We start from the raw sequence: 25,295 nt of genomic DNA, 5'->3' as shown, positions 1-25,295 counted from the left end.
TTTCATCGTCTCCGCAGGTAGCTGAAGCTTAAACCTTCAACTTGAACCTTAAAGAATGTCTAACGTTCAAGTTGAACTCGAAGCCGATGCTATGATGCTTGCTGTCCTAAGGTAAGCAACAGACGAGGATGTACATGGACGCAACTCCAAGCATGCACACCACGTGGCGCACCAGCCGCACCCGCCGCATCATCGCGGGCGCCGGCGTGACGGCAGCGCTGTTCGCGAGCGTGCTCTTCCCCGTCCCGGCACGAGCAATCACCACCGAAACCGCAGCCACGCTCACCGAGACCCAGAAAAAAGTAGAGGAGACCGCCGCCGCATTCGACGAGGCGACGAAGAACCTCGACTCCCTGCAGGAGCAGGTTGCCGAGAACGAGGCGCGCATCGCCGAGCTCGAGGCCAAGCTCCCCGCCGCGCAGGAGCGCGCCAGCCGCGCCATGCGCGAGCTCTACAAGCACCACAAGGGCTCCAATACCCTCATGAGCTTCGTGCTGAACACCAAGAGCATGGATGAGCTCATCTCCGGTATGAAGTATCTCGATCAGGTCAAGGATGCCAACGTCGGCGCCCTCACCGAGCTGAGCGAGCTCCAGACCGAGCTCGAAGCCAAGAAGACCGAACTCAAGAGCGCCAAGGTCCAGGCCGAGGCAGAACGCGATTCCGCCGCCGAGGCCCTCACCCAGGCCCAGAAGCTCCGCGAGGCCGCGCAGGCCCAAGCCGACGCTGAGGCCGAGGCCGAGCTCACCGCACTTCAGCAGGCATCCCAGAACATGGGCGGCGGCGCAGTCGCCACGCCCAACAACGGTGCCGTGAACTGGGACGTCGACCAAGCGTCCTTTGTGGCCGAATGGGCCCCGCGCATCGACGCGTACCTCGCCGGCTCCCCGCTCGAGGGCCAGGGTGCCACGTTCGCCAATGCCGCCTGGAAGTACGGTGTCGACCCTCGCTTCTCTCCCGCCATCTCCAACACGGAGAGCTCCAAGGGCCGTCATTGCTTCCGCCCCCACAACGCCTGGGGCTGGGGCAACGCAAGCTGGGGCAGCTGGGAGGAGGCCATCGACGCGCATGTCTCCGGCCTCGCCCGCGGATACGGCTACACCATCAGCGTCGCCGGCGCCAAGAAGTACTGCCCGCCCAACTGGTTCAACTGGTACAACAACACGCTGAGCGAGATGAACCGGATTTAGAGTCGCAAATGAAAGGAGCCCGATCGGGCTCCTTTTTAATATCTGCTTACACGCCCTCCCGCGTGCCGATTCGCCCGCAAACGGGGTACGATGGAGAGCGTGCTAAAAACCCGTTCCAAAACGATAGGAGTCCCATCATGGAGCGACCGAACGCCTGGAAGAAATACGACAACGCCACCCTGGCCGAGCTCGACCAGCTCTGCGAGGATTACCGCCGCTATATCAGCGAGAACAAGACCGAGCGTGAGTGCGTGAAGTCCAGCATCAAGCTCGCCGAGGAAGCCGGTTACGTGAGCCTCGAGACCGCCCTTGCCGAGGGCCGCGCGCTCAAGGCCGGCGACAAGGTCTACGCCGCCAGCCACAACAAGACCCTCATGCTCGTCAACCTGGGCCGCCGCCCGATGGAGCAGGGCATGAACATCCTGGGCGCCCACATCGACTCCCCGCGCCTCGACCTCAAGCAGAACCCGCTGTACGAGGCCGGCGACATGGCCTACCTCGACACCCATTACTACGGCGGCGTGAAGGCCTACCACTGGGTCGCCACCCCGCTGGCGCTGCACGGTGTCATCTGCAAGAAGGATGGCGCTACCGTGGACATCGCCGTGGGCGAGGACCCGGCCGATCCGGTCTTCTGCATCTCCGACCTGCTGATCCACCTCGCAAGCGATCAGATGGAAAAGCCCGCCGGCAAGGCCGTCGACCATGAGAACCTCGATGTCATCGTGGCCGGCCGCCCGGTCGTCATCGAGGGCGACGAGGAGGTCAAGGAGCCCGTCAAGCAGATGTTCCTCGACCTCATCAAGGAGAAGTACGACGTCGAAGAGGAGGACTTCCTCTCCGCCGAGATCGAGGTCGTACCCGCAGGCCCCGCCCGCGACATGGGCCTCGACCGCTCCATGATCTTGGGCCACGGCCAGGACGACCGCGTCTGCGCCTATCCGTCCCTACGCGCCCAGCTCGACACGCCCGAGGTCGAGACCACGAGCGTGACCCTGCTCGTCGATAAGGAGGAGATCGGCTCCGTGGGCGCCTCCGGCATGACCAGCCGCTTCTTCGAGAACACCATCGCCGAGATCATGGCACTCGCCGGCGAGGACTCCCCGCTCGCCCTGCGCCGCGCACTCGCCAACTCCCGCATGCTCAGCTCCGACGTCTCGGCCGGTTTCGACCATCTCTACGCCGACCGCTTCGAGAAGAAGAACGCCGCCATCATGGGCCACGGTCTGTGCTTCAACAAGTACACGGGCTCCCGCGGCAAGGGCGGCTCCAACGACGCCGACGCTGAGTACTTCGCCCAGATCCGCGACATCATGGACGAGGCCGGCGTGGATTACCAGACCTGCGAGCTCGGCCGCATCGGCGCGGGCGGCGGCGGCACCATCGCCTACATCCTCGCCGAGTACGGCATGGACGTCATCGACTCCGGCGTAGCCGTCATCTCCATGCACGCGCTGTGGGAGGTCACCAACAAGGCCGACATCTACGAGGCCTACAAGGGCTACAAGGCCTTCATCGAGCGTCCGTAGCGCCAAAGCGCCGCACATCGCGCTCGGAACGCGCACAAGCTCCGAAACGAAAAACAGCCGCAGGTCTCCATCGGCCTGCGGCTGTTCTCATACTCATCGGTACGCGAGGGTCGCCCCGCCGGCACGGCCGTGCGGGCATTTCGCCCCCTGCGGAAGCGGGCCGTCCGCGCCTAGTCCCCCGCAGCGGCGCGAATCACTTCGGGGTCGGCATGCGCGCCGGAAATGCCAACGATAGCGGCGGCCACGCGGTTCGCACGGGCAATCGCGGACTCGGGCGTCTCGCCTCGGTGCAAACCGACCATGAGCGCACCGATGTGCGAATCCCCGGCGCCGATGGTATCCACTACGTGAACAGGCGAACCGGCGACGACGTCCGAACGGCCACCGTCGCAATACAGGCAACCGTCTCCGCCCAGCGTGGCGAACACGGCGTTGCCGACATAGCGCGCAAGGGCCACGGCAGCGCGTTCGATATCCGCGCGGTCCCCCTCCGTCTTCGCATCGTCAACGGATTCCCCGTCACACAAACGGCCTGCAAGCACCATCGCCTCATCTCCGTTCATGTGCAAGACGGGATGAAGCGCACATACGCGCTCGAGCAAATCGAGGGGCACGGAATCGGGTCTTGGGCCCGGCGTGAAAAAGATCGCCTTATCACGGCACGCGCGCTCCAAAAACTCAACGACCACCGGCCCCGTGGGATCTTCGACCTCGAGTCCGCACACGTACACCGCGTCGACTTCGTCCATATCGATCGCATCGAACCAAGTGGGCTCATAGTGATAGTCGGCGCCATGGTACGCCACGAACGTGCGCTCGCCGCCGGGCTCGACGAAGCAGTAGCAGCAACCGTTCTCCATCGCATCGTTCTCAACCAGGACCTCGACGCCCTCGGACCGCAAGCCGCGCCGCACGAAGTCGCCGAACGCGCCCGTACCCACGGGGCTGAACAACATCGCGGGCTCTCCAAGCGCATGAGCGATGGAGAATGCGTTGAATGCGCACCCGCCGAGCGTCATCTTCTGTCCATACACGACAACGTCCTGCGCCGTTTGCGGCAGCTTATCGACATTAATCACCACATCGGCGCATGTCACTCCAACGAACAGCAGCTTTCCCACGGCGGGCCCTCCTCGATACGAACTGGTTCAGGGCCTATAATAGCCAATATCAGTTTGAACGAAGGGTTTGATCGCCCCATCCGCCCCGCAGAAAGGCGAGCACGTGACCGAGCAACCGCAAACCGGCAACACCATATCGAACGGCTCATCAACGGCCCCGAACCGCATCGACAGGCTGGCGATCGTGGTCGTGACCTTCAAACGTCAGGAGCTGCTCGCCAAGCTCTTCGACTCCTTTTGCGGGCTGACGCGCGCCCCGTGGCGCATCGTCATCGTCGATAACGAGAATTCCGAGCAAACCCGCCAGATGGTCGAGGACCTCGGCCGCCGCACAGACGAGCTGTGGGGCGTGGAGGGCGACGCCGCGGATACCGAGGGCGGCACGGCGCGCGTTGTGTACGCTCCGCAAAGCGGCAACCTGGGCGGCGCGGGCGGTTTCTCCGCCGGCGTCAAGCGCGCATACGAGCTGGGCGCCCAGTGGTTCTGGGTCATGGACGACGACGTCATGGTGGTGCCCGAGGCAATCGAGCGCCTCGAGCCCTGGACGCACACGCATCGCGTCGTGCAGGGCTCCCGCTACGACTACGACGGCGGCCCGTTCTACTGGCAGTATCACTTCATCGTCCCGCTGGGCATCCCCAACCCCATCGCGCCGGCGGCGTTCGACGAGTCGGGCTTCCGCGCGATGAACACCATGTGCTTCGAGGGCGGCCTGTTCGCCCGCAGCGTGGTCGACGAAATCGGCTTCCCCGATCCGCGCTTCTTCATCTACTGGGACGACACGGTCTACGGCTACCTGGCCTCCAAGGTCACCGAGTCGATCGTCGTGTCCGACATCATCCTGCAGCGCAGCCGCGATATCCCCAATTGGGACATCGCCGGCGTCCGCCAGCTCAACGGAACATCGGACATGAACCGCTACCACATCATGCGCAATCGCGGCTACATGATGCAGTACTTCCGCCTGCACGGCGACTACAACCGATTCCTGTTCGGCCTGGGCACCGCCGCGACCTTCGCCAAGGAGGTCATCCGCCTCATCGCGGTCGACCACAAGTACAAGACCGGCATGAGCGTGCTTTTCCGCGGCATGCGCGACGCGCGCAAGATCTATCACGACAAGACCTGGGAGCCCATGCCCCCGCTCAAATAGCAGGCGCGCCACCGTCGAACGAACCCATAAGCGCCATATGCGCCCGGAAGCCCACGCGGCCCGGGCGCATCTTTTTTTGGACTCCACAAGACCCACGCGTCTGTTGGGACTTTGCGTTCCCGACCGCCAGAGGGTGGAATCCCGCGGCTTCGGGTATCACAATCACGTGAGCGATCACGATATCGAATGAGGGCGCATATGGCAGACGACATTCGCATGGACAATGAGAAGCGCACGTACAGGGGGCGTGACGGCGCCGGCAATGAGGGCCGACCCGTTTCCTACCCCGCATACCCCGAGTCCGCATATCCCGGAAGCCACGCAGACAGCCCCTACTCTCCGTACGGGAGCGGCGACTCTCCCGATACGCATATCGGCGGTACGCAACCCATCCCCATCAAAAAGGGGCTGTTCGACGGCATCTCCGTGGCCCAGGCCATCGCGGCATCAGCGGCCGCTGCGACTTCCATGCTCCTCGCCTCGCGCATCGGCATCGCGGGATCGGTCATCGGCGCGGCGGTGAGCTCCATGGTCACGGTGATTTGCTCCCAGCTCTATCGCAATGCCCTCGACGCGAGCGCGCGCAAGCTCAAGGCCAAGCAGATGAGCCACGCATACGAACAGGATGCATTGAGGGGCTACGCGAGCACCGAAAGCCCGTCTGCGACAGACGAGGCCACCGCGGGGGCGCCGCGGATCCGCATCGCCCCCACCAAGCTCCAGGCGCGGGCGGCAGCCGAGCGCAGCGCCTCAAAACGCAAGGTGGCCGTCGTCTCCGCACTCATCGCCATCGCTGCGGTGGCGGCAAGCGCCGGCATCATCATGCTGACGACCTCCGGGCAGGGTCTGGGTACCAAAACGCCGAGCGTCTTCGGAAGCCGTCCGGCCGACGTCCAGCCCGCGCCGGAAACGGATATGGCCGTCGACGACTCCGCTGAAACCCCGACGGCGCAGACAAATCCCGATACTCCCAGCGCTGAACCCGCAAAGCCCGAAAATGGCGCAGCCCCCGACGGAACCACGGGAACGGGCGCCGAGGGCACCACGGGCGGCACAACGGATGGAGCACCCGGCGAGGGCGGCACTTCCCAGCAAAACGGATCAGACGCCGGCTCGGGCGAATCCGCCCCGGGCCAGACCGTCACCGCCGGGGAGGACACAGGCGACACCTCCACGCCCGCGATTCATCAAACCCGCTAGGCATGCTCGTCGTTGGCAGACGAGCCATCCGCGCGGGATGGTACCATGGGTAGCGAACAACTACGAAAGAGACACCCATGGCAACCAAAGTCCAAGCACCACAGCTCACCCCCAACAACCGCATCTACCTCTATCAGCTGCTTTCACGAGAGCTGGGATGCGGCAAGCAGACCTTCATGCCCGCCGTCGAGGAAGCGCTCGCGGGCAACCGTATGACCGCCGACGACCTCGGATTCGAATCAACTCGCGCCCTGCTCGAAGCGCTTGAGGAGTTCGTCAAGCTGACCGTCTTCAAGGGCGGTCGCATCTACGCCACCGTTATGGTCCAGCCCGCCTGGGACGAGGCCCTCGCGGCGCTCGAATCCGGCAAAACCAAGGACGCGAGCGGTCCGTCGAACAAGCCCTGGAAACGCAAGAAGGCCGACAAGACCCTCAAGCCGGTGAGGCCCAAGCGCGTGAAGCGACCCGAGCCCGCACCGGAGCCGGAGCCGATTGCGGAAATTGAGGCTGCCGAGTCGACCGCCCTCCATGGCGCAGCCGCGCAGGCCCGCGCCGAGGAAACAGAGGCCGCTCCTGAGAACACGAACGCAGATGCCACGAACATCCCAGAGGATGCTCCGGCAACCGAGCCTGTCGAGGCTGTCGAGGTTGTCGAAACGACCGGCATACATGAAGAGGCGCCCCGCACGGAGCACAACGATGCGCGCGACTGCGCTGAGGAAGACCCTCAACCCTCCCCCGCCATCTCTCTCACGGTCACCTACGACCCGTACAGCGGCATTGATCGCGAGAGGAAGCTCGAGTCCCATCCCATCTCGCCCAAGCCCGATCAGGCGCCTCTGGAGCCCGCATGCGCCCCATCGCAGCTCGCCTCGAACCCGGCGCCCCTCTCCGAGGCGCCCGCACCCCTGTCGCCCACAGTTCTCGCCACGTATCCCACCGACTTCTCAACCGAGGTCTACCTCGCCAGCGAACTCATCGCCGACCTGTGCGAACTGCTCCCCTATGGCACAGACGTCTTCACGCTCCTCGCCGAGGACTACGCACGCGCCCGCACCCTCGAACTCATCTCCGGCACGCGGGCACGCGCGACCTTCCCCCTGCGCATCCAGCACGCCGACTCAATCGAGCCGATCCGCGTCACCCTCAAGAAGCGCGGGGGCACCGGCCTCCAATGGGAGCTGTCCTCCGTCGAATAGACGCGACTTCTCCAAGGCGTCCTCATCGAGCCTCGCCCATCAACGAAAAAGCGCCTCGCACCCGATCTGACGTCGGATGCGAGGCGCTTCTCATGCGGGGAACCCAGTGCGCGACAGCGCTTTGACTAATCGCGCGTGAGCTTGCGGTGGACGCGATGCGGCTTGGCGGCATCCTCGCCCAGACGGGCGACGCGGTTCTCCTGATACTGCTCGAAGTTGCCCTCGAACCAATACCAGTTGCCAGGGTTCTCGTCGGTGCCCTCCCACGCCAGGATGTGGGTGGCCACGCGGTCGAGGAACATGCGGTCGTGGGAGATGACCACGGAGCAGCCGGGGAACTCCAGCAGCGCGGACTCGAGCGCGGAAAGGGTCTCGACGTCGAGGTCGTTGGTGGGCTCGTCGAGCAGCAGCAGGTTGCCGCCCTGCTTCAGGGTGAGCGCGAGGTTCAGGCGGTTGCGCTCGCCGCCGGACAGCACGCCGGCGCGCTTCTGCTGGTCCTGACCCTTAAAGCCGAAGCTCGCCACGTAGGCGCGGCTCGGGACCTCGTTCTCGGCGACCTGCATGATGTCCAAGCCGTCAGACACGACCTCCCACAGGGTCTTGTCGGGGTCGATGCCGCCGCGCATCTGGTCGACGTAGGAGATCTTGACGGTCTCACCGATCTCCAGGTTGCCGCTGGTGAGCGGCTCCAGGCCCACGATGGTCTTGAACAGGGTGGTCTTACCCACGCCGTTGGGGCCGATCACGCCCACGATGCCGTTGCGCGGCAGGGTGAAGGAGAGGTCGTCGATGAGGACGCGGCCGTCGAACTCCTTGTGCAGGTGCTCGGCCACCAGGACCTTGGAGCCCAAGCGCGGGCCCACGGGGATGCGGATATCGGTGTAGTCGACCTTCTGGCTGGCGCGAGCCTCGGCCTCCATCTCCTCGTAACGGGCCAGACGCGCCTTGTTCTTGGCCTGACGGGCCTTCGGGGAGGAACGTACCCAGTCGAGCTCGGCGGCGATGCGCTTGGCGAGGCGCTCCTCGCGTTGGCCCTGAGCGGCGGCGCGGGCGGCCTTGGTCTCGAGGTAGGTGGAGTAGTTGCCCTTATAGGGGTAGAGGTGACCGCGGTCGACCTCGCAGATCCACTCGGCCACGTGGTCGAGGAAGTAGCGGTCGTGCGTGACGGCGAGCACGGCGCCGGGGTAGTTCTTGAGGAAGTGCTCGAGCCACAAGATGGACTCGGCGTCCAGGTGGTTGGTGGGCTCGTCGAGCAGCAGCAGGTCGGGGGCCTCGAGCAGCAGCTTGCACAGGGCCACGCGGCGGCGCTCGCCGCCGGAGAGCACGTTCACCGGCATGTCGGAATCGGGCAGCTGGAGGGCGTCCATGGCCTGGCCGAGCTTGGAGTCGATGTCCCAGCCGTCGGCGGCGTCGATCTCGTCCTGCAGGCGGCCCATCTCGGCCATGAGGGCGTCCATGTCGCAATCGGGGTCGCACATCTCGACCGAAATCTGGTTGAAGCGCTCGACCTTGGCGATCATGTCGGCAAAAGCGAGTCGGACGTTCTCGATGACGGTCTTGTCCTCATCCAGCGGCGGCTCCTGCTGCAGGATGCCCACCGTGTAACCAGGGGTGAGTCGGGCGTCGCCGTTGGAGACCTCCTCGAGGCCGGCCATGATCTTGAGCAGCGTGGACTTGCCCATGCCGTTGGGGCCCACGACGCCGATCTTGGCACCGGGATAGAAAGACAGGGTCACGTCGTCGAGGATGACCTTGTCACCATGCGCCTTGCGCGCCTGATACATCTGGTAGATGAACTCAGCCATAGCCAATTCAACCTTTCTGAGCTGGGAGAGTGCAGAGCTGCTAAAAATGGGGAACAAAACCCGTTTATTCGGGACTATTGTCGCATGAAACGTCCACCCGCACCGAGACAATCGATGCGGGCGCCCCCGGTCCCGAATTCCACCAGAAATCACACCAACCCTCATCGAGATGCAACGGAAGTCACGTTTCGTATTCCAAAAACGTGACTTCCGTTGCATCTCGGGTACCGGACGAAAGACGCCATCGCAGGCAGGTTGCTACAATACCTGCCGAGAACGCACCCAATCACTCACGAGGAGCACCCATGGAAACGATGAAGGACCGCCTACGCGTCATGCTCGGCGACGAACGGCTCTCCCGTCTCGAAGACGCCCGTGTGCTCGTATTCGGTTGCGGCGGCGTTGGCTCGAGCTGCATCGAGGCACTCGCGCGCGGCGGCATCGGGACGCTCGTCATCGTGGACAAGGATGTGGTCGCCCCCTCCAACATCAATCGTCAGGCCATCGCATTCGAGAGCACCGTGGGCAAACGCAAGGTCGACGTCATGGCCGCCATGATCGCCGACATCAACCCGAGCTGCCGTGTCTTCGTGCACGACGCCTTCGTGCTCGCCGAGAACCTCGTAGAACTGTACGAGGCCTGCCTCGAGGAGACGGGTGGCCACATCGACTACGTGGTCGATGCCATCGATACCGTATCCACCAAGCTCGCCCTCGCCGCCCTGGCCCAAGAGCGCGGCTTCGAGCTCATCAGCTCTATGGGTGGCGCCAAGAAGATCCACCCCGAGTGCCTGCGCATCGCCGACGTGCACAAGACGGTCAACTGCTCCCTTGCGCGCATCATGCGCAAGGAATGCCGCAAGCGCGGCATCCGCCATCTGCGCGTCCTCTACTCCTGCGAAGAGCCCGTGCGCATCGCCGCCGCCCCGGGGGCCGCTCGGTCCGAACGCACCGACCTGGGCACCGCGAGCTTCATGCCGCCCATCATGGGCCAGATGATCGCAGGCGAGGTCCTGCGCCACATCTCCGGCCTGGGAGAGGGCGACGATGTTTCCGCCGCGCTCGCCATGCACGATGCGGCGCAAAAAGGGCAGCTGGCGGGCAAGCGGGGCGGGCGCGCATGAGCGAAAATATGCGCAAGAAGGAAGGAGCGGGGCGAAGGGGGCACGAGGGAGCGATTCACCCTGAAGCCCCAGGCGTCGAGATGGCCGCCTCGAATGCGAGCACCGAAACGCCGGGTTTCGAGCACCGTTGGCGCCTATTCGATATGCACTGTCACCTCGACCGCATGGCTAACGCCGATGAGGTCGCGCGCGAAGCGGTGGCGAACGATATGGCCCTGTTCTGCACCACCGTCACCCCTGCCGACGCGCTCGCCGCGCGATCCCGCTTCGGCACCCCGCCCAACGTCCGCGTAGGCGTGGGACTCCATCCGTGGTGGATCACAGACGGGAGATGCGGCGAGATCGAGATCGAGCAGGCCGCGCAACTCGCAGCCGCCAGCCGCTTCATTGGCGAGGTGGGGCTCGATTTCGGTCCCCGCCACGCCGCAAACGCCCAAAGACAACTGGATGCCCTTGAAGCCATCGCCCGCGCATGCGCCGGACACCCCGTCGAAGGCCGCGTGCTGTCCATCCACGCCGTCCGGTCAGCGGGCGAAGCGCTCGACGTCTTCGAACGCCACGGACTCACCGCGAGCGCCCATTGCATATTCCATTGGTTTTCGGGCACAAGCGATCAACTTGCGTGGGCGCTCGACGCCGGATGTCTCTTTTCGATAAGCGAACGCATGCTCGCAACCAGGAGAGGGCGCGAATACGCACGGCAAATCCCCCTGGATCGGCTCTTGTTGGAAACCGACTTGCCCGAACAGTTGGACAAGCCTTGCTCAGCCGATCAGATCGAAGCCTCCCTCATGCGCGCACTGCATGAGCTCGCCCACATACGTGGCACCGACGAGCATGCGCTTTCCACCCGTATTGCAAAGACGAGCTCGGGGCTTCTCGGACTGCAGCCCCGCCCATCATATCGTTCCAACAACCAGTGGGGCGATCTTTAACCCTCCCCTCAACGGCAGCACGTCATATAAATCTCCGATGATGGCCAAAATGTCCTGAAAACGACAGGGTGGCATCCGCCCACAAGCAGCAACCTACAGATCCAGAAGGTCGGGAATCGAATCGATGATCGCGTTAGCGGCATCTTGGGTGAAGCCGAAGCGCTCCTCGCGTTTGGCGATGACCGTGAGGCCGGCGGCCCTGCCGGCCGCGATGCCGGGAATCGAATCCTCCACGCAACAGCAATCGCCCGCGGACAAGCCCAGGCTCTCCAGCGTGTGCAGGTAGATCTCGGGGTTCGGTTTGCTCTCGTGGAACTGCTCGCCGCTGGTGATCACCTCGAAAAACCCACCCAGGCCGCAATCCGCAAGCACCTGGGCGATATTGCGATGCGAGGAAGATGAGGCGAGTGCCAGGCGCACGCCCCGGCGCTTCAATTCAATGAGCGTCTCCTTGACGCCGGGGTTCAGCAGCGTGGCATAGTCGATGTCGCGTCCCTGCCACCAGGCACCCTCGAGCATCTCGATGCCGTCGGCATCGATGGATATCCCAGAGCGGGTGAACCATTTAAGCATGTTCGCCCGATCCTGCTTCACCGAGGCACCCACGAGTTCGAGCAGCTCCTCATGGGACACCTCCACGCCAGATTCCGTGAGGAACTGCCCGCGACAGTCGAGGTAGTACACCTCGGTGTCGACGAGCACCCCATCCATATCAAAGATGACGGCCTTGAAGGGGGGCGCCCCGGGCGCCCCGCCGTCCTTCCAATCCTTGCACATTCCCATATCTCCCCATCACTCAGACTGCGCCGCCCGCGAGCGGGCACGCTTGACCTGACCAAAAAAGAACACGGCCCCTACCAGCGCGATGATGCACGACGCCGCGAAGAGCACCGCCTGCACACCGAACGCCTCGGCAAGCGCGGGCGCTGCGAGCAGCGGCAGCACACCTGCGCTCATGAGGCCGAAACGCACGAAACCCATGATGCGGCCCAGATATGCGATGGGGGCCTTCTCCTGCACGAGAATCATCTGCAGGGGCTCCAAAAAACCCCACGCGAGGCCGTTGATGGACTGGCCGACGATCGCTACCGCGAGGATATCGGTTCCCACGTAGATCATGGACGCCAGGCCCACGCCGAACAGGGAACCCAAAAGCAGCGTGAGGTTGGCCATGCGGTCGGGCAACTTGGTAAGCAGCCACGCGCCGATCGAGGAGGTGAACCCCACCACCGAGGACAGCCAACCGAGCCACACGACATCGACCTCGAGCACGTCGCGGTAGAATAGCGACTCGAGGGAATCGAAGGCGCCGAAGGCGAAGAAGCCGAGGAAGCCGGAGATGAAGATGAGCCTCAAATCATGGTTTTGGAGCGTCATGCGCGCGCCGTCGACCATGCCGGAGAGGATACCCATCTTTGCATCCTCCTCCCGTTCAGGCTGCAGCACCTCGTGGCAACCGAGGGCTAAGACGCCCGCCGCCGCCATCGTCGCCGCCATGAACAGATACACCGACTGCGTGGAGAACGTCGACACCAACGCGCCGCCGAAGATGGGACCGAGCGTGAACGCGATATTGCTGTAGAACACCATCAGACCGTTCAGGCGCTGGCGCCCCGTGAGCGTCGCGATGAGATAGCCCGGGTACGCATGGGTGCAGGTATTGATGAAGCCGCCCGACACGCCGAGCGCGGCGGCGGCGATTATGAGAGACGCCTCGGTGATGGGCCCCAAGCCGATCAAGAGGCTCGTGACGGCGGAGAAGGCGCATACCGCCACCGTCGTCTTGCGCGGGCCGATCGAGTCGATAACCGAGCCCGCCGCCACGTTACCGATTGAGGTCGCGAGGTTTCGGACGAGCGTGATCGCCGCCACCAGGAAGGCGGTGCCGGCGAGATCGTAGGTCGCCGCGCCGATCAGGCCGAGGAAATACACGGCGTTGTTCGCGCACCATTGGAGAGACTCGATGCCAATCAGGCGCTTCTCCGCGATGCTGAGCTTATTATTCTCATGGGTGGTTCCGCCCATGTTCCCACATCCCAAGTGAAATCCGTGCGGCCGCACGCGAGCGCGGAACGGAGCCGGTCGATTCGCGCCTATTCCCGATCGACCGTCCCCGATTGGCCCGCCCCGCGCGACCGCGGCAAACAAAACGCGCAAGCGAGCAAAGACGTCGCCTGCGCGTTTCTCATAACCGATTCGAGCTTCATGGGGTCAACGGGCAGGGACGCTTGCAGCACCTGCCCGACACCACATTAGAACTCCTCGTCGTCCTCGGTATCCTCGATCAGGTCGTTGACGAACTTGACTCGAGTATCGTCCGCGGCGCAGATCTCGCGGATGACCTCGGCGGTGTCGCGCCCTTCCTCGGCGAAGAGCAGCTGGATGAGCAGCGGGAGGTTCATGTTGGTGACCAGATAGGTGTTGGGACGGCGCTGGACGATGGAAGTGAACTCGTTGTTCACGCTGCCACCGAACAGATCGGTGCACACAACCAGGTCGTCACCCTCGGGGGTCTCGTCGAGCATCTTGGCCGCAGCGGCGGCAAGGTCGTTGTTACCGTCGACGTACATCGAAAGCGTGCGGACGTTGTCGCGCTCCCCGGACAGCAGCGAGACGCTCTCGTTAATGCCGGCTGCGAAATGCGCGTGGGAAGCGATGATGAACTGCCTCATGATGAGCTGCTCCTTATACGTAGGACTAAAAAGACGTCTTAGTAGTCGAACTGGTGATAATAGCGACGGTACTTGAGGTTGTGCTTGGTCACGGTCTCGTAATACGCCGCCATGCGGTCGGTGACGAGGGAGGACAGGATCCACGGCGAGACGATGACGCGGAAGTCGTCGTCCAGGCCGGGGATGGCGTACTCGGCGGTGTCGATGATGAGGTAGTCCTCATCGCCCGTCTTGCCGGAGCGCAGGAAGGCCTCGACGCGGTTGTCGAGCGCGCGGCACTCGTCCTCGCCCTTGAAGAGCACCACCGGGACGCCCGGCTCGAGGAGCTCGAGCGTGCCGTGGAAGAAGTCGTGGCTGGTGATGTAGCGGGTGCGCTTCCACTGCATCTCCTCGAGGATGCACATGGAGAACAGGATCGTCTCGCCCCAAAGCGCGCCGGAGCCGATGAACATGGTGTAGGGCGCCAGACCGTACTTGCGGGCGAACTCCTCGGCCTTGGGCTCGAAGCGCTTGCGCATGTCCAGAAGCTCCGCCCAGACGTTCTCGGTCTGCTCGATGAACAGGTCGAACTTGGGGAAGCAGCCGCGGCGGTTGAGCAGGCGCAGGCCGAAGCAGTCGGCGAGGTAGTAGCCCATCTCGCAGCCGCCTGCGCCGTGGTTGGACGCCATGCGGATGCAGTTCTCGGCGCCCACGGCCTGGCCGATCGGGCCCTCGGGCTTGGTCATGGCGAAGGTGCGCACGCCCATCTGCTTGAGCTTCTTCACGGCCTCGAGGACCTCGGGGGTGGTGCCGGACTCGGAGGCGGTGAGCACGACGGAGCGCTCGGTCATGCGCTTGTGGCCCATCACGTTCCACTCGGCGGCGTGGATGAGGTAGACCTCGAGGTCCTTGTCGCCGAACTTGTTCATGAGGTACTCGAGCTGCATGAGCTCGTCCCAGGTGCCGCCGACGCCCATCAGGAACACGGCGTCGTAGCCCTCGTCTGCCACGCGGTCGGCGATCTGGGCCATCTTCTTGCCCGCCTCGACGGCCGCCTTGCCGTCGGCGAGGTAGCCCTCCTGGTCGAAGTTCATGATCTCGATCTTCTCGGTCTCCTGCATTGCCGCTCCCCTTTCGGATCGGTGGCCTCTCATATCAACTTGAGAGTTTTTAATACCACTTACAGCAATACATCTTACTTCTTTTTAATACCACTAATTCCACAATCGAACACTTTCCGCGAACGGTCGAATCGGCCCCATAAACGGCGCGAGGCGGCGGCCACATAGACCGCCGCCTCGTATCAGGCCAGAGGCGAGGAGATGTTGGGGAACTCGACGTTAAGCCAGAATGCCCAGGTACACGCCGATCACACCCACGACCATGGTGCCGAGGATCAGCAAGGACGGGTGAATCTTCTTGCCGAGTAGCCAGTAGTAGATGCCCATGCAGCCCAGGCCGAGCATGCCGGGCATGATGCCGTCGAGCACATCCTGGAGCATGGTGACCTCTTCACCGGAGCCGAAGGATACGGCGAGGGTGGCCCAGAACATTGAGCAGGTCATGGAGCCGACGACCATCATACCCACGATACCTGCGCCCTTGATGAGCTTGTCCATGATACCGGACTCGGAGGCGGCGTCGAGCAGGCCGACACCCAGCTCATAGCCCTTCACGATACCCCAGACACGCAGGATGTACTGAGGAACGTTGAAGATCAACAGGAACAGGATCGGGCCGAGCGGGTTGCCCTCGGCGGCCATGGAGACGGCGATGCCGGCGGCGACCACGCGGATGGTCGTCAGGAAGATAGCGTCACCGACGCCGGACAGCGGGCCCATGAGGGCTGCCTTGACGTCGTTGACGGACTCGGGCGGCAGCTCGCCGGCCTTGATGCGCTCCTCCATGGACATCGCGATACCGCCGACGAACGGGGCGAGGGCGACCGTGATGTTGAAGAATGCGGTGTGACGCTCGAGGGCGGCGGCGTAACCGGCCGGATCGTCGTGCCAGATCTTCTTGAGCATCTTCTTGACCATGAGGCCGAAGGCGAGGCCCATCTGGTTCACGTAGGTCCAGGAGAACTCCATGCCCAGGGCGCCGATGTTCAGCGCGGACTTGACGAGGTCGTCTTTGGTGATGGCGTTCTCACCGCTCTTGTAGACGCTCTTGGTCTCATTAGAAGTCATCGTCGTCAGCCCCCTCGATCTGCGCAGCGGCAGGCTTGTTGTCAAAGATACCCAGCATAAGAACAGCGATGATGATGGCGATCAGGGAGACGCCGAGCACCGGCACACCCATGTAGGAGGTCATCAGGAAGCCCAGGAACAGGAAGGGCAGAAGCTCCTTGCGGTAGATGAGGCGCAGCAGCATCGCGAAGCCCATGACCGGCAGGATGTTGGCCGCAGCGGCAAAACCGTTCAGCACGAACTCGGGAACCGTGTTGGTGATCCAGGCCACGGCGTCGGAACCGAGGTAGACGGCGAAGAAGATGACCGCGAAGTAGACGGGTGCCACGTAGAGGGCGATGAAGAAGTGCAGGCCGGTGAGCTTAGCACCGCTGCCCTCGGCGGCGAACTTGGGAACGAAGGAGAGCAGCCAGTTGGTGATGGGCTGGAACAGGTTGCTCAGGGCGAGGACCAGCGTGCCGATGGGCATGGCCAGACCGACGGCGACCTCGGTGTCCAGACCGAGCAAGATCACGTAAGCAGTGCACAGAACGCCAGCGGAAGTGGCATCCGGCGGAATGTAGGCGCCGATGGAGACGGAGCCCATAAAGAGCGCCTCGATGCTCGCGCCCAGAGCCAGGCCGGTCTGCAGGTCACCGAGGATGAGACCGAGCAGCGGGCAGACCACGATGGGGCGGAAGGCGTACAACGTGCCGAGCTGGTAGTCGAAGAACTTGACGAACACGTAGAACACGGCACAAATCAGTGATTGGACAAGCATGTCGTACCTCCTGTCAGGGCAGACAATACGGGCTCCTTAGAGAAGCGCGAGGGCGTTTTCCTTCTTGTCGTCGGCGAGGGCGCGAATCTCCACCTCGACACCGCGCTCGCCGAGCTCCTTGAGCATCTCGGCCTCCTCGGGCTCGAGGAAGATCTGACGGGAGATCTGCTTGGTGGTGGGGGACTCGAGCGTGTTGCCGAGGTTCAGGCTCTTGATCTGGGGGCACCCATCGATGAGCAGCTTGGCGTCCTCGATCGAACGCACGCAGATGATCATGCGGTACTTGTCGGTCACACCGCTGTTTATGGCCTCGATGGCGTGGGCCATGTCCTTGATCACCAGCTTGCAGCCGGTCGGCTTGCCCATCTTGAGCGTGGTCTTCCACACCGGGTCGTTCGCGACCTTGTCACCGACGCAGAAGATGCAATCGGATCCCAGGCCGTTGACCCAAGACGTCGCGACCTGCCCATGCAGCAGTCGGTGATCGACGCGCGTTAGCAGAATCATGTTCCTCCTCCTTATTCAACGTGAACAGAGTTCTATATGTTTTTGGATGTTTTTCATACCAAAAACAATAATAAGATAGCATGTTTTTAATACCAATCGTCCTCGTTCAGAGCGCATCGGCCAAGTGGTATGAATATCTCGCCGAGCGGTGCATATCGGACGCGAATCAGACGACACGGGGTTCGAAACAACGTTTTACCCTGTCATATGCCCATATGGGCTATTTGCGCACGAGATAGCTCGCGCTCTCCCCCACCGAGACGGACCTGACGAACTCCAACGGCAGCCCATCGGCGTCGTAGCTCACACATGTCAGGCCAAGTGCCGGATCGTTGGCATCCACGCGCAACAGACGCGCATCGCGCGCCTTGAGCTCCTGCGCCTCGAGCTCCTCGACCGCCCAGGCCACGGGATGCCCGCGCAGCTCGTACAGGGCGTACAGGCTGAATATCGACACGTCGACGTTTTCGATGCCCGGAAAGAGCTCGCAGGGTATGAGCGTCCGCTCGATGGTGAAGGGAACGCCGTCGATGCAGTTGAGGCGACGGACGTAGAACAGGTCGCTATCGGGGGCGACGCCGAAGAACCGAGCGTAGAACTCGCCCGCCTCGCGCACCGTCGCCTCCAGCACGCGGACACTCGGCGTGCGCTGATAATGGCGATGCGAGTCGCGGAAGCCCCGCGGATTATGCGTGACGGAGCCCTCGAGCCCATGCGTGGCGAACGTGCCCTTCCCTTGGACGCGGACGATGAGCCCCTCCTCTTCCAGTCCGTCGAGGGCGTTGCGGACCGTGACCTTGGTCGTGCCGTATTGCTCCGCGAGCTTGGCCTCCGAGGGGATCGCCGCGCCAGTGGTGTACTCCCCCATGGCGAGGCGCATGTGCAGATCGCGGCGAATATCGAGGTACAGGGGCAGATCAGCCTCATCCGTGACCTCATGCACGGCGTCGGGGCAGACCGTGTCGACATCTTCGATACGGGCCCTCACATCCGGGACCCCCTCGATCGCGCCCCGGTCGGGGACGTGGTAACGTGCGCCCTTCATGCGTCGCCTCCTCTTCGAAACCCTAACTCGCCGCACCCGGTTTACATGACCGTCTTGCACGAGATCCTGAAATGGCTGGGACTGTAGCGCGTGCGATAGTACTCGATGGGATTGGTGTCCGACCCCGTCCGCGTACCGCACTCCAAAAAAATCAAGTCATCCGGCTGAACCCTCATCAGACCGGCCTCGCGCTCGGTCGCGCGGGCAACGGTCACACGAAGCGTCACATGGACCGCCTCGACGCCGTACTCATCGTCGAGCACACGCGAGAGCGAAACCTCCTCAAAGTCGAACGCATCGATGCCGGGGAAACGCGCCAGCGGGAGATAAGACGTCTCCAACATGGCGGGAACGCCGCCGATCAGGCGCAGGCGCTCCAGGTGCAAGACGGGTCCGTCCTCGGGAAGGTACAATCGGCTGGCAATCTCTGCCCCGGCGGGAACGACCTCGCAGGTAAGCACGCGCGAGGACGGATTTCCCCCGATCGTGTGCACGATCCGGGAGAAGCCGGACAGGTCGTCCAGCTGAACCGTCGGACGGCTCTGGCACAGGTAATTGCCCGAACCCTGGCGCCTCTCGACGACATGGGTCGAGGCAAGGTGCGTGAGAGCGCTGCGCAGCGTCGTGCGCGACACCCCGATCTCGTCGCAAAGCTCCCGCTCGGGCGGGAAGGCATCCCCCGGCCGCATATCGCAGGCGACGATATGGTTCAAGATTCCCTCGACGGCCTTGTCGTAAGACGAGACCTCGACGCGCTTAGCCACGCCGAACACCTTCGATCATCTCGTCGAATGCCGCCCTAACCGTCCCGGCGCTCTCCATCACCTGCCGATACGCCATCGACCCGCGTTTGAGCTCACGGCCCCATAGGGGAATAACCAACTTCTCGGCCGCCGGGTCGCGCAGGGTCACTTCGAGGTAAACGCCCGCGCAGTATGCGCCGCTCTTGTACCTGTTCGCTCGAGCGACCTTGCCCGGGTTCTTGAGGACCTCCCCCAGCATGGCCATGCCCTGGGCCTCGCCGACGGCGGGGCCAGCGGTCCCCTCGCACTCGAGCTCCTTAACCACGCATCCCGCCACATCGGCCATGGCGTACACATCCGGCTGGGGATTGCCGAGTTTGCGAAGGGACCACGTGCCGTCGGCATCGTTGGCGGTCACTTCGGGGATCCCAAAGGGTGCCGAGGGAAGAAGGATGGTCCTGATGCCGCCATTGTTCGAGATCTCGCTCATACGTCGCTCATCTCATACTCATAAATTTGAAAAAGGCGACCGAGTAGCCTCGGCCGCCCCCCTATACCTTATCGCATCGCGCCCACCTGGGCGCATCTCACGCCCTAGTAGTCGAACTGATGGTAGTAACGACGGTACTTCAGGTTGTGCTTGGTGACGGTCTCGTAGTGACGGGCCATGCGGTCCGTGGCGAGAACCGTGAGGATCCACGGGGAGACGATGACGCGGAAGTCGTCGTCCAGGCCGGGAATGGCGTACTCGGCGGTGTCGATGATGACGTAGTCCTCGTCACCGGTCACACCGGAGCGCAGGAAGGCCTCGACGCGGTTGTCGAGCGCGCGGCACTCGTCCTCACCCTTGTACAGGAACACGGGGACGCCGGGCTCGAGGAGCTCGAGCGTGCCGTGGAAGAAGTCATGGGAGGTGATGGAGCGGGTGCGCTTCCACTGCATCTCCTCGAGGATGCACATGGAGTAGAGGATGGTCTCGCCCCACAGCGCGCCGGAGCCGATGAACATGGTGTAGGGAGCCAGCGCGTACTTGCGGGCGAGCTCCTCGGCCTTGGGCTCGAAGCGCTTGCGGATGTCGAGCATGTACTTCCAGATGTCCTTGGTCTGCTCGATGAACAGGTCGAACTTGGGGAAGCAGCCGCGGCGGTTGAGCAGGCGCAGGCCGAAGCAGTCGGCGAGGTAGTAGCCCTTCTCGCAGCCACCAGAACCGTGATCGCTCGCCATGGCGACGCAGTTCTCGGCACCCACGACCTGGCCGATCGGCCCCTCGGGCTTGGTCATGGCGAAGACGCGAACGCCCATCTCCTTCATCTTCTTGCAGGCCTCGAGCACCTCGGGGGTGGTGCCGGACTCGGAGGCGGTGAGCACGACCGACTTCTCGGTCATGCGCTTATGGCCCATCACGTTCCACTCGGCGGCGTGGATGAGGTAGACCTCGAGGTCCTTGTCGCCGAACTTGTTCATGAGGTACTCGAGCTGCATGAGCTCGTCCCAGGTGCCGCCGACGCCCATCAGGAACACGGCGTCATAGCCCTCGTCGGCCACGCGGTCGGCCATGGCCGTCACGAGCTTGCCCGTCTCATACAGGGCCTTGCCGTCCTCGAGGTAGCCCTCCTGGTCGAAGTTCATGATCTCGATCTTCTCGGTCTCCTTCATGGATGCTCCCTTCGCCTTGGATCTGAATCCACTTATCAAGTCGCGTCATTTTGACACCACTTGCGTTATCTCAGTTATACACTTTTTGATACCAATTATGAGGAGCGCGGCCTTCCTTCCGCCGAGCGGTCGATTCTGGACGGTAATTGGTTTTAAATTCATAGAAACTAATATAAGTTGCGAATATTCCGCGAAGACTCCCGCCCACATGGAAGGCCGCATGGCGCCGATACTTCACTTACACCCATATGGAGTCGGGACACAGGTCAAAACGGGGCGCCGGTCCGATTGCCGACGCCCCACGAAACCCCCTGGAACAAGCTGCGTAATTTGTACCTGTCCCCAATTGATCAATACTCGTAGGTGTACCCACTCCTGCGACCCGTGTTGAGCGCGTAGGCATGCTCGACGGGACGCCCCTGCTCATCGAAGCTCAGGCACTCGAGGGAGAGCGCAAGGCTTCCGGGCTCGACCTGCAGCAAGCCCGCATCGCGCGTGGACAGCGCGACGACATCGAGCTTTTCCTGCGCGAGCGCCACCTTGCGTCCGCACATCGCGTACGTCTCATACAGGCTAAACACCGAGACGTCCACGTCCTCGATCCCCGGGAAAAACTTCACAGGGATGAGCGTCTGTTCGAGTGAGACGGGAACGCCGTCGATGCTGTTCAGGCGGCGGATCGAATAGAGCTCGTCGTCCTCGTCGATGTCGAAGAGGTCGGCGTACCACGGCCCCGCGGCACGCTTGGCCTTGGAGAGCTGGCGCACGGACGGCGCACTCTCATCTGCCTTGACCCACGCGCGAAATCCCGTAGCGTGCGCGTGCTGGCCCTGGCCGACGCGGGACACATAGGCGCCCTTGCCCTGCACGCGTCTGATCAGCCCCTGGGTGACGAGCCCGTCTATGGCGTTGCGCACCGTCAGACGCGTCGTGTCGAATTCCGTCGAAAGCTCATGCTCGGAGGGGATCGCGGTGCCAGCGGCGTACGTGCCGTCCGCGATGCGGTTCCGGATGATCGACCTGATCGCGAGGTAACGGGGCTCAGAGCCGCCGGAAGCGCAATCTTTTACCAGGTGAGCCATGAACTCTTCACCCCCTTGGGCCTGGAGCCGTTCTCGCAGCCGTTGCTGGCGAAGCGATAGCGGCTCGGAAGGATGACTGCCTTTAGGTACTCGACGGGCACGGCGTCCGCCTGACGTTCGAGAGCGCGCTCGAAAAAGACAGGAGAACCTTCCTCAACCTGCAATAGCAGGGCCTCCTCGGCGGTGGCGCGGGCGATGCTGATGCGCTCCTGCCCATGGCCAACATGGACGTCGTAGCTCTCGCTGAGAACGTCGTAAAGGCTCTCAGTCGCGAAATCATGCGTCTCAATACCGGGGCAGATCGCGTAGTTGACATAGGCGGTCTCGATCGCGACGGGCTCGTCATCGGCGAAGCGGATGCGGCGCATCTCGAACAGGCGCGCACCCACGGGAAGCTGGATTCGCTCGGCGAGGTCCTCATCCGCCTCGATCAGACGGGCGTACACGAGATGCGATCCGGGCTCTCGACCGGCTCGGCGAACGGCATCGGAGAAGTTGTAAATCTCCTGGAAGATGTTGATGGGCTTAGGAGGGAGCACGTACGTGCCCGACCCCTGCCTGCTCTCCAGCACGTGAGTGGAGACGAGCTGCGTGATGGCGGCCCGCAAGGCGGTACGGGACACACCGAGCCTCTCGGCGAGCTCGCGCTCGGGCATCAAGCGGTCACCGCCCTTGAGGCCCTCGCTTTTGATGTGCCACAAGATTCCCTCTTGGGCGCGATCCTTAGGGGGTATCCCCGAACTCGAAACAGACACGCCGCCCGCCTTTCGCTCATCGGCCGATGCGCACGGAAAACCAACCGATACTAGAGGTTAATGGAGGACCGAGTTCCGGCCAAGGGCCCCGGTTTCAGCCGAGGGGTCCTCGCCCCGGTCCACCCCGATCGAGGCGTCACAGCCCCAGGATATCGGGGATTGAGTCGATAATCACATCAGCTGCATCCTGAGAGAAGCCGAAGCGCTCCTCGCGCTTGGCAACCACCGTAAGGCCGGCGGCTTTGCCCGCGGTGATGCCGGGCACGGAGTCCTCGATGCAGCAGCACGCCGATGCGGGAAGCCCCAGCGCCTCGAGCGTGTGCAGGTAGATCTCGGGATTGGGCTTGCTTTCGTGGAACTGCTCGCCGCTGGTCACGAGCTCGAATGCGCCGGAGAGGCCGCACACGTCGAGCACGTGCAGGATATTGTCCATCGGCGAGGATGAGGCGAGCGCCACGCGGACGCCACGGTCCTTGAGCGCGGCGACGGTCTCGACCACACCGGGGTTGAGCAGGGAGGCGTAATCCGCCGGATGGTCCTTCGCCCACTCGTCGTAACGGGCCTCCGCCTCCTCGATGCTCAGCTCCACCCCGCCCATGGCGAACCACCGAGCCAGGTTCTTCTGAAAGTCCTTGTACGACGCCCCCACGGCGCGGCTCAACTCCTCGTGCGAGACGGGCATCCCCGCCGCCGTGTACATCTCATCGAGCTGGTCGAAGTAGAAGCGCTCGGTGTCCACGATGACGCCGTCCATATCAAAGATGACGGCCTGATACGGAAAACGATCCTGAGCCATGCGGCCCCCTTTCACTTCCCCGCACGCGGGGGTCTATCCCAAAATTTCATCAAGCGCCAGCGCGATACCGTCCTCGTTGTTGGAGGCCGTCACCATATCCGCTGCCGCCTTGGCCTCGTCAATCGCATTGCCCATGGCAACGCCCACGCCCGCCCACTTGATCATGGACACGTCGTTTTGCCCGTCACCGAACGCGACGACCTCCGAGGCGTCGATGCCGAGCTTGGGCAGGGCGCCCGCGAGTGCGCGGCCCTTGTCGACGCCGGGCGCCATGAACTCGAAATAGAAGTCGGCCGTGAACATGGCGGAGAGGCGGCCGTCGAACGGCTCGGCCATCGACCGCCAACGCTCTTGAAGGTACTCGGGCTCGGCGGCGCACAGAAGCTTGTCCTGCGGGGTCGCGCAGGTCTCGAGCAGGTCGTCGACCTCGCACGGCACGAGGTCGCACATGCGGCACTCGTGTTCGACGATATCGAGGTCCTCATCGCGGTAACGGATGACATGGCGCGATGAGCGCTCGACGAACAGCTCCCCGCCCCGAGTGATCCAGGGAATGACATCGAAGTCCCGCACGTGCCCTATGAGCTCGCGCATTGTGTCAGAGTCGATGGGTTGGTCGTAAAGGACCTCATCGGTCTGGGCGTCGACGACATGCGCGCCGTTGAACGCGACGAGGAGGCCCCCGTGCTCGCTCAGCGCCAGCTCTGAGGCGATGGCGCGCAACCCCTGGACGGGCCTGCCCGAGGCGAGAATCAGCTTGACGCCCGCATCCTGAGCGGCGAGCAGGGCCATCTTCGTGCGGGGCGTGACGACTTTACGGTCGTTCGTGAGCGTGCCGTCGATATCCAGCGCGATCGCCTTAATTGCCATACGCGAAAACCTTTCCGGAAGATACATTCTGCTGGAATATCATACCGCTTTACCGAACCTCGATTTGGGGACAGTCCCTAAATCGAGGTTTCCGCAGCACGGGAACGCGCGCGGGCGTCGAGGGCAAGATTGACCACGATGCTCGCCACGATGAGCGCCGCACCGGCGAGCGCTGTCTCGCTGAACGTCTCCCCGAAGATGAAGAACGACCACGTGGGGGCCATGATGACCTCGCTCATGCAGATGAGGTTCGCCGTGAACGCGGGGACCTTGCCGATGCCCTTGGAAAACAGGATGTTCGCGAAGCTGCTGCAAAACACGCCGCTCGCAGCCATGTAGCCCCACTCCGCCGGGCTCACCTGCGGCAGGCGGTCGAACATGAACAGCAGCGGCACCATCGAGCAGACGCTCGCCACCAAAGAGGACACGAGAGGAGCGGCGCCGGGGCGCGAGTTGAGGTAAAACTGCAAGCCGAACGACGCCCCCGACGCGATAGCCAGGAGATTTCCGAGCATGCCCTCTGCCGAGAGCGACCCCATAAAGAACAGAGCCATCCCCGCGAACGCGCCCAGTACGACCAGCACGTGACGTAGCGCGGGCATGCGCCTCTCAGCCAAGCTCTGGTACACGATGACGAAGATCATGGACGTGTACTGGAGTACTATCGCGTTTCCCACGGTGGTGAGTTGGTTGGCATAGCGAAAGGTCAGGCCGGTGAAAAACGACGCAAGCCCGACGCCCACGATGAGCGGGCTGAACCTCAATTGCGGACGCGCCACCACGAGCGTGAACACGAGCACAATCGTGGAGGTCACCCCGCCGATGAGAAACGGAGACTGCGTATTCCATTTGGTGAGGATCCCCATGAAACTCCAGCACACCGCAGTGCCGAACAGGCAGAACACACCGCGCAACGCGCGACGGTCATCGTAGGTCGTGCTCACGCCCTCCATCGGCGCACCCCTCCTTCGATTCCAAGAACCTC

At 63.3% G+C, this 25,295-nt stretch carries 24 protein-coding genes and 1 pseudogene; 7 read left to right on the top strand and 18 right to left on the bottom strand.

The genetic code is table 11. From position 1 onward, the window contains the following. Positions 1 to 134: 134 nt before the first annotated feature. The gene (locus FY258_RS02705; RefSeq protein WP_259324412.1) at positions 135 to 1,190 is read left to right on the top strand and encodes a coiled-coil domain-containing protein; all 1,056 of its coding nucleotides are present in this window, start codon (positions 135 to 137) and stop codon (positions 1,188 to 1,190) included. A 137-nt stretch (positions 1,191 to 1,327) separates the two neighbouring features. Further along, entirely contained in the window at positions 1,328 to 2,719 is a 1,392-nt protein-coding gene (locus tag FY258_RS02700) for an aminopeptidase (protein ID WP_118102901.1), read from the top strand. Between the two features lie 266 nt (positions 2,720 to 2,985). Here FY258_RS02700 and FY258_RS02695 read toward each other — a convergent pair. Next, positions 2,986 to 3,798 (bottom strand): annotated as a pseudogene (locus FY258_RS02695) (PfkB family carbohydrate kinase); the annotation flags it as partial. Positions 3,799 to 3,943: 145 nt separating this feature from the next. On the opposite strand from FY258_RS02695, the gene FY258_RS02690 reads away from it, so the two are divergent. The 3 genes from FY258_RS02690 to FY258_RS02680 all read left to right on the top strand — a co-directional run bounded on the left by FY258_RS02690 (position 3,944) and on the right by FY258_RS02680 (position 7,392). After that, the gene (locus FY258_RS02690; protein ID WP_259324411.1) at positions 3,944 to 4,993 is read left to right on the top strand and encodes a glycosyltransferase; all 1,050 of its coding nucleotides are present in this window, start codon (positions 3,944 to 3,946) and stop codon (positions 4,991 to 4,993) included. 198 nt (positions 4,994 to 5,191) lie between these two features. Continuing rightward, positions 5,192 to 6,193: a hypothetical protein gene (locus FY258_RS02685; protein WP_118102895.1), complete on the top strand. Its 1,002-nt coding sequence runs from the start codon at positions 5,192 to 5,194 to the stop codon at positions 6,191 to 6,193. 77 nt (positions 6,194 to 6,270) lie between these two features. Beyond that, positions 6,271 to 7,392, top strand: coding sequence for a hypothetical protein (locus FY258_RS02680; protein ID WP_118102893.1), 1,122 nt, complete (start codon positions 6,271 to 6,273; stop codon positions 7,390 to 7,392). A gap of 125 nt (positions 7,393 to 7,517) precedes the next feature. Here the strand turns inward: FY258_RS02680 and ettA are convergent, their stop codons facing one another. After that, positions 7,518 to 9,197: an energy-dependent translational throttle protein EttA gene (gene ettA, locus FY258_RS02675; RefSeq protein ID WP_039910299.1), complete on the bottom strand. Its 1,680-nt coding sequence runs from the start codon at positions 9,195 to 9,197 to the stop codon at positions 7,518 to 7,520. A 305-nt stretch (positions 9,198 to 9,502) separates the two neighbouring features. Between ettA and FY258_RS02670 the strand changes: the two genes are divergently transcribed. Next, positions 9,503 to 10,321, top strand: coding sequence for a tRNA threonylcarbamoyladenosine dehydratase (locus tag FY258_RS02670; RefSeq protein ID WP_118102891.1), 819 nt, complete (start codon positions 9,503 to 9,505; stop codon positions 10,319 to 10,321). A gap of 80 nt (positions 10,322 to 10,401) precedes the next feature. After that, on the top strand, positions 10,402 to 11,256 hold the full coding sequence (locus tag FY258_RS02665; protein WP_118103980.1) for a TatD family hydrolase: 855 nt from the start codon (positions 10,402 to 10,404) through the stop codon (positions 11,254 to 11,256). A gap of 93 nt (positions 11,257 to 11,349) precedes the next feature. On the opposite strand, the gene FY258_RS02660 is transcribed toward FY258_RS02665, so the two are convergent. The 16 genes from FY258_RS02660 to FY258_RS02585 form a co-directional block, all read right to left on the bottom strand. Continuing rightward, positions 11,350 to 12,033 (bottom strand): HAD family hydrolase, encoded by a 684-nt coding sequence (locus tag FY258_RS02660; RefSeq protein WP_310592050.1) that lies wholly within the window; start codon positions 12,031 to 12,033, stop codon positions 11,350 to 11,352. Positions 12,034 to 12,048: 15 nt separating this feature from the next. Next, entirely contained in the window at positions 12,049 to 13,281 is a 1,233-nt protein-coding gene (locus FY258_RS02655) for an MFS transporter (RefSeq protein WP_118102887.1), read from the bottom strand. 227 nt (positions 13,282 to 13,508) lie between these two features. Next, positions 13,509 to 13,928 carry a PTS sugar transporter subunit IIA gene (locus FY258_RS02650; protein WP_118102885.1) on the bottom strand — a complete coding sequence of 140 codons (420 nt, stop codon included), beginning with the start codon at positions 13,926 to 13,928 and terminating at the stop codon, positions 13,509 to 13,511. A gap of 38 nt (positions 13,929 to 13,966) precedes the next feature. Next, on the bottom strand, positions 13,967 to 15,028 hold the full coding sequence (locus FY258_RS02645) for an SIS domain-containing protein (protein WP_118102883.1): 1,062 nt from the start codon (positions 15,026 to 15,028) through the stop codon (positions 13,967 to 13,969). 219 nt (positions 15,029 to 15,247) lie between these two features. Further along, positions 15,248 to 16,096 carry a PTS system mannose/fructose/sorbose family transporter subunit IID gene (locus tag FY258_RS02640; RefSeq protein WP_118102881.1) on the bottom strand — a complete coding sequence of 283 codons (849 nt, stop codon included), beginning with the start codon at positions 16,094 to 16,096 and terminating at the stop codon, positions 15,248 to 15,250. Continuing rightward, the gene (locus FY258_RS02635; RefSeq protein WP_118102879.1) at positions 16,086 to 16,856 is read right to left on the bottom strand and encodes a PTS mannose/fructose/sorbose/N-acetylgalactosamine transporter subunit IIC; all 771 of its coding nucleotides are present in this window, start codon (positions 16,854 to 16,856) and stop codon (positions 16,086 to 16,088) included. Before FY258_RS02635 ends, FY258_RS02640 begins: the two co-directional genes overlap by 11 nt. Positions 16,857 to 16,892: 36 nt before the next feature. Further along, the gene (locus tag FY258_RS02630; protein ID WP_006722919.1) at positions 16,893 to 17,363 is read right to left on the bottom strand and encodes a PTS sugar transporter subunit IIB; all 471 of its coding nucleotides are present in this window, start codon (positions 17,361 to 17,363) and stop codon (positions 16,893 to 16,895) included. Between the two features lie 220 nt (positions 17,364 to 17,583). Further along, on the bottom strand, positions 17,584 to 18,408 hold the full coding sequence (locus FY258_RS02625) for a GntR family transcriptional regulator (protein WP_006722921.1): 825 nt from the start codon (positions 18,406 to 18,408) through the stop codon (positions 17,584 to 17,586). Between the two features lie 41 nt (positions 18,409 to 18,449). Next, the gene (locus FY258_RS02620; protein WP_182279386.1) at positions 18,450 to 19,172 is read right to left on the bottom strand and encodes a GntR family transcriptional regulator; all 723 of its coding nucleotides are present in this window, start codon (positions 19,170 to 19,172) and stop codon (positions 18,450 to 18,452) included. Further along, positions 19,165 to 19,641: a hypothetical protein gene (locus FY258_RS02615; protein ID WP_118102875.1), complete on the bottom strand. Its 477-nt coding sequence runs from the start codon at positions 19,639 to 19,641 to the stop codon at positions 19,165 to 19,167. Before FY258_RS02615 ends, FY258_RS02620 begins: the two co-directional genes overlap by 8 nt. Positions 19,642 to 19,745: 104 nt before the next feature. After that, positions 19,746 to 20,807 carry an SIS domain-containing protein gene (locus tag FY258_RS02610; RefSeq protein WP_118102873.1) on the bottom strand — a complete coding sequence of 354 codons (1,062 nt, stop codon included), beginning with the start codon at positions 20,805 to 20,807 and terminating at the stop codon, positions 19,746 to 19,748. 350 nt (positions 20,808 to 21,157) lie between these two features. Continuing rightward, on the bottom strand, positions 21,158 to 21,889 hold the full coding sequence (locus FY258_RS02605; RefSeq protein WP_118102872.1) for a GntR family transcriptional regulator: 732 nt from the start codon (positions 21,887 to 21,889) through the stop codon (positions 21,158 to 21,160). Continuing rightward, positions 21,874 to 22,644 carry a GntR family transcriptional regulator gene (locus FY258_RS02600; RefSeq protein WP_118102870.1) on the bottom strand — a complete coding sequence of 257 codons (771 nt, stop codon included), beginning with the start codon at positions 22,642 to 22,644 and terminating at the stop codon, positions 21,874 to 21,876. Before FY258_RS02600 ends, FY258_RS02605 begins: the two co-directional genes overlap by 16 nt. A 136-nt stretch (positions 22,645 to 22,780) precedes the next feature. Further along, positions 22,781 to 23,440 (bottom strand): HAD family hydrolase, encoded by a 660-nt coding sequence (locus tag FY258_RS02595; protein ID WP_118102868.1) that lies wholly within the window; start codon positions 23,438 to 23,440, stop codon positions 22,781 to 22,783. A gap of 33 nt (positions 23,441 to 23,473) precedes the next feature. Then, positions 23,474 to 24,310: a Cof-type HAD-IIB family hydrolase gene (locus FY258_RS02590; protein WP_118102866.1), complete on the bottom strand. Its 837-nt coding sequence runs from the start codon at positions 24,308 to 24,310 to the stop codon at positions 23,474 to 23,476. Between the two features lie 77 nt (positions 24,311 to 24,387). After that, on the bottom strand, positions 24,388 to 25,263 hold the full coding sequence (locus FY258_RS02585; RefSeq protein ID WP_118102864.1) for a DMT family transporter: 876 nt from the start codon (positions 25,261 to 25,263) through the stop codon (positions 24,388 to 24,390). Between the last annotated feature and the right edge of the window lie 32 nt (positions 25,264 to 25,295).

The organism is Collinsella intestinalis (assembly GCF_902364775.2).
In the GTDB taxonomy this organism is placed as follows: domain Bacteria; phylum Actinomycetota; class Coriobacteriia; order Coriobacteriales; family Coriobacteriaceae; genus Collinsella.
The sequence above is the reverse complement of the archived record's forward strand: the minus strand, read 5'-3'. Positions and strand labels throughout refer to the sequence as shown.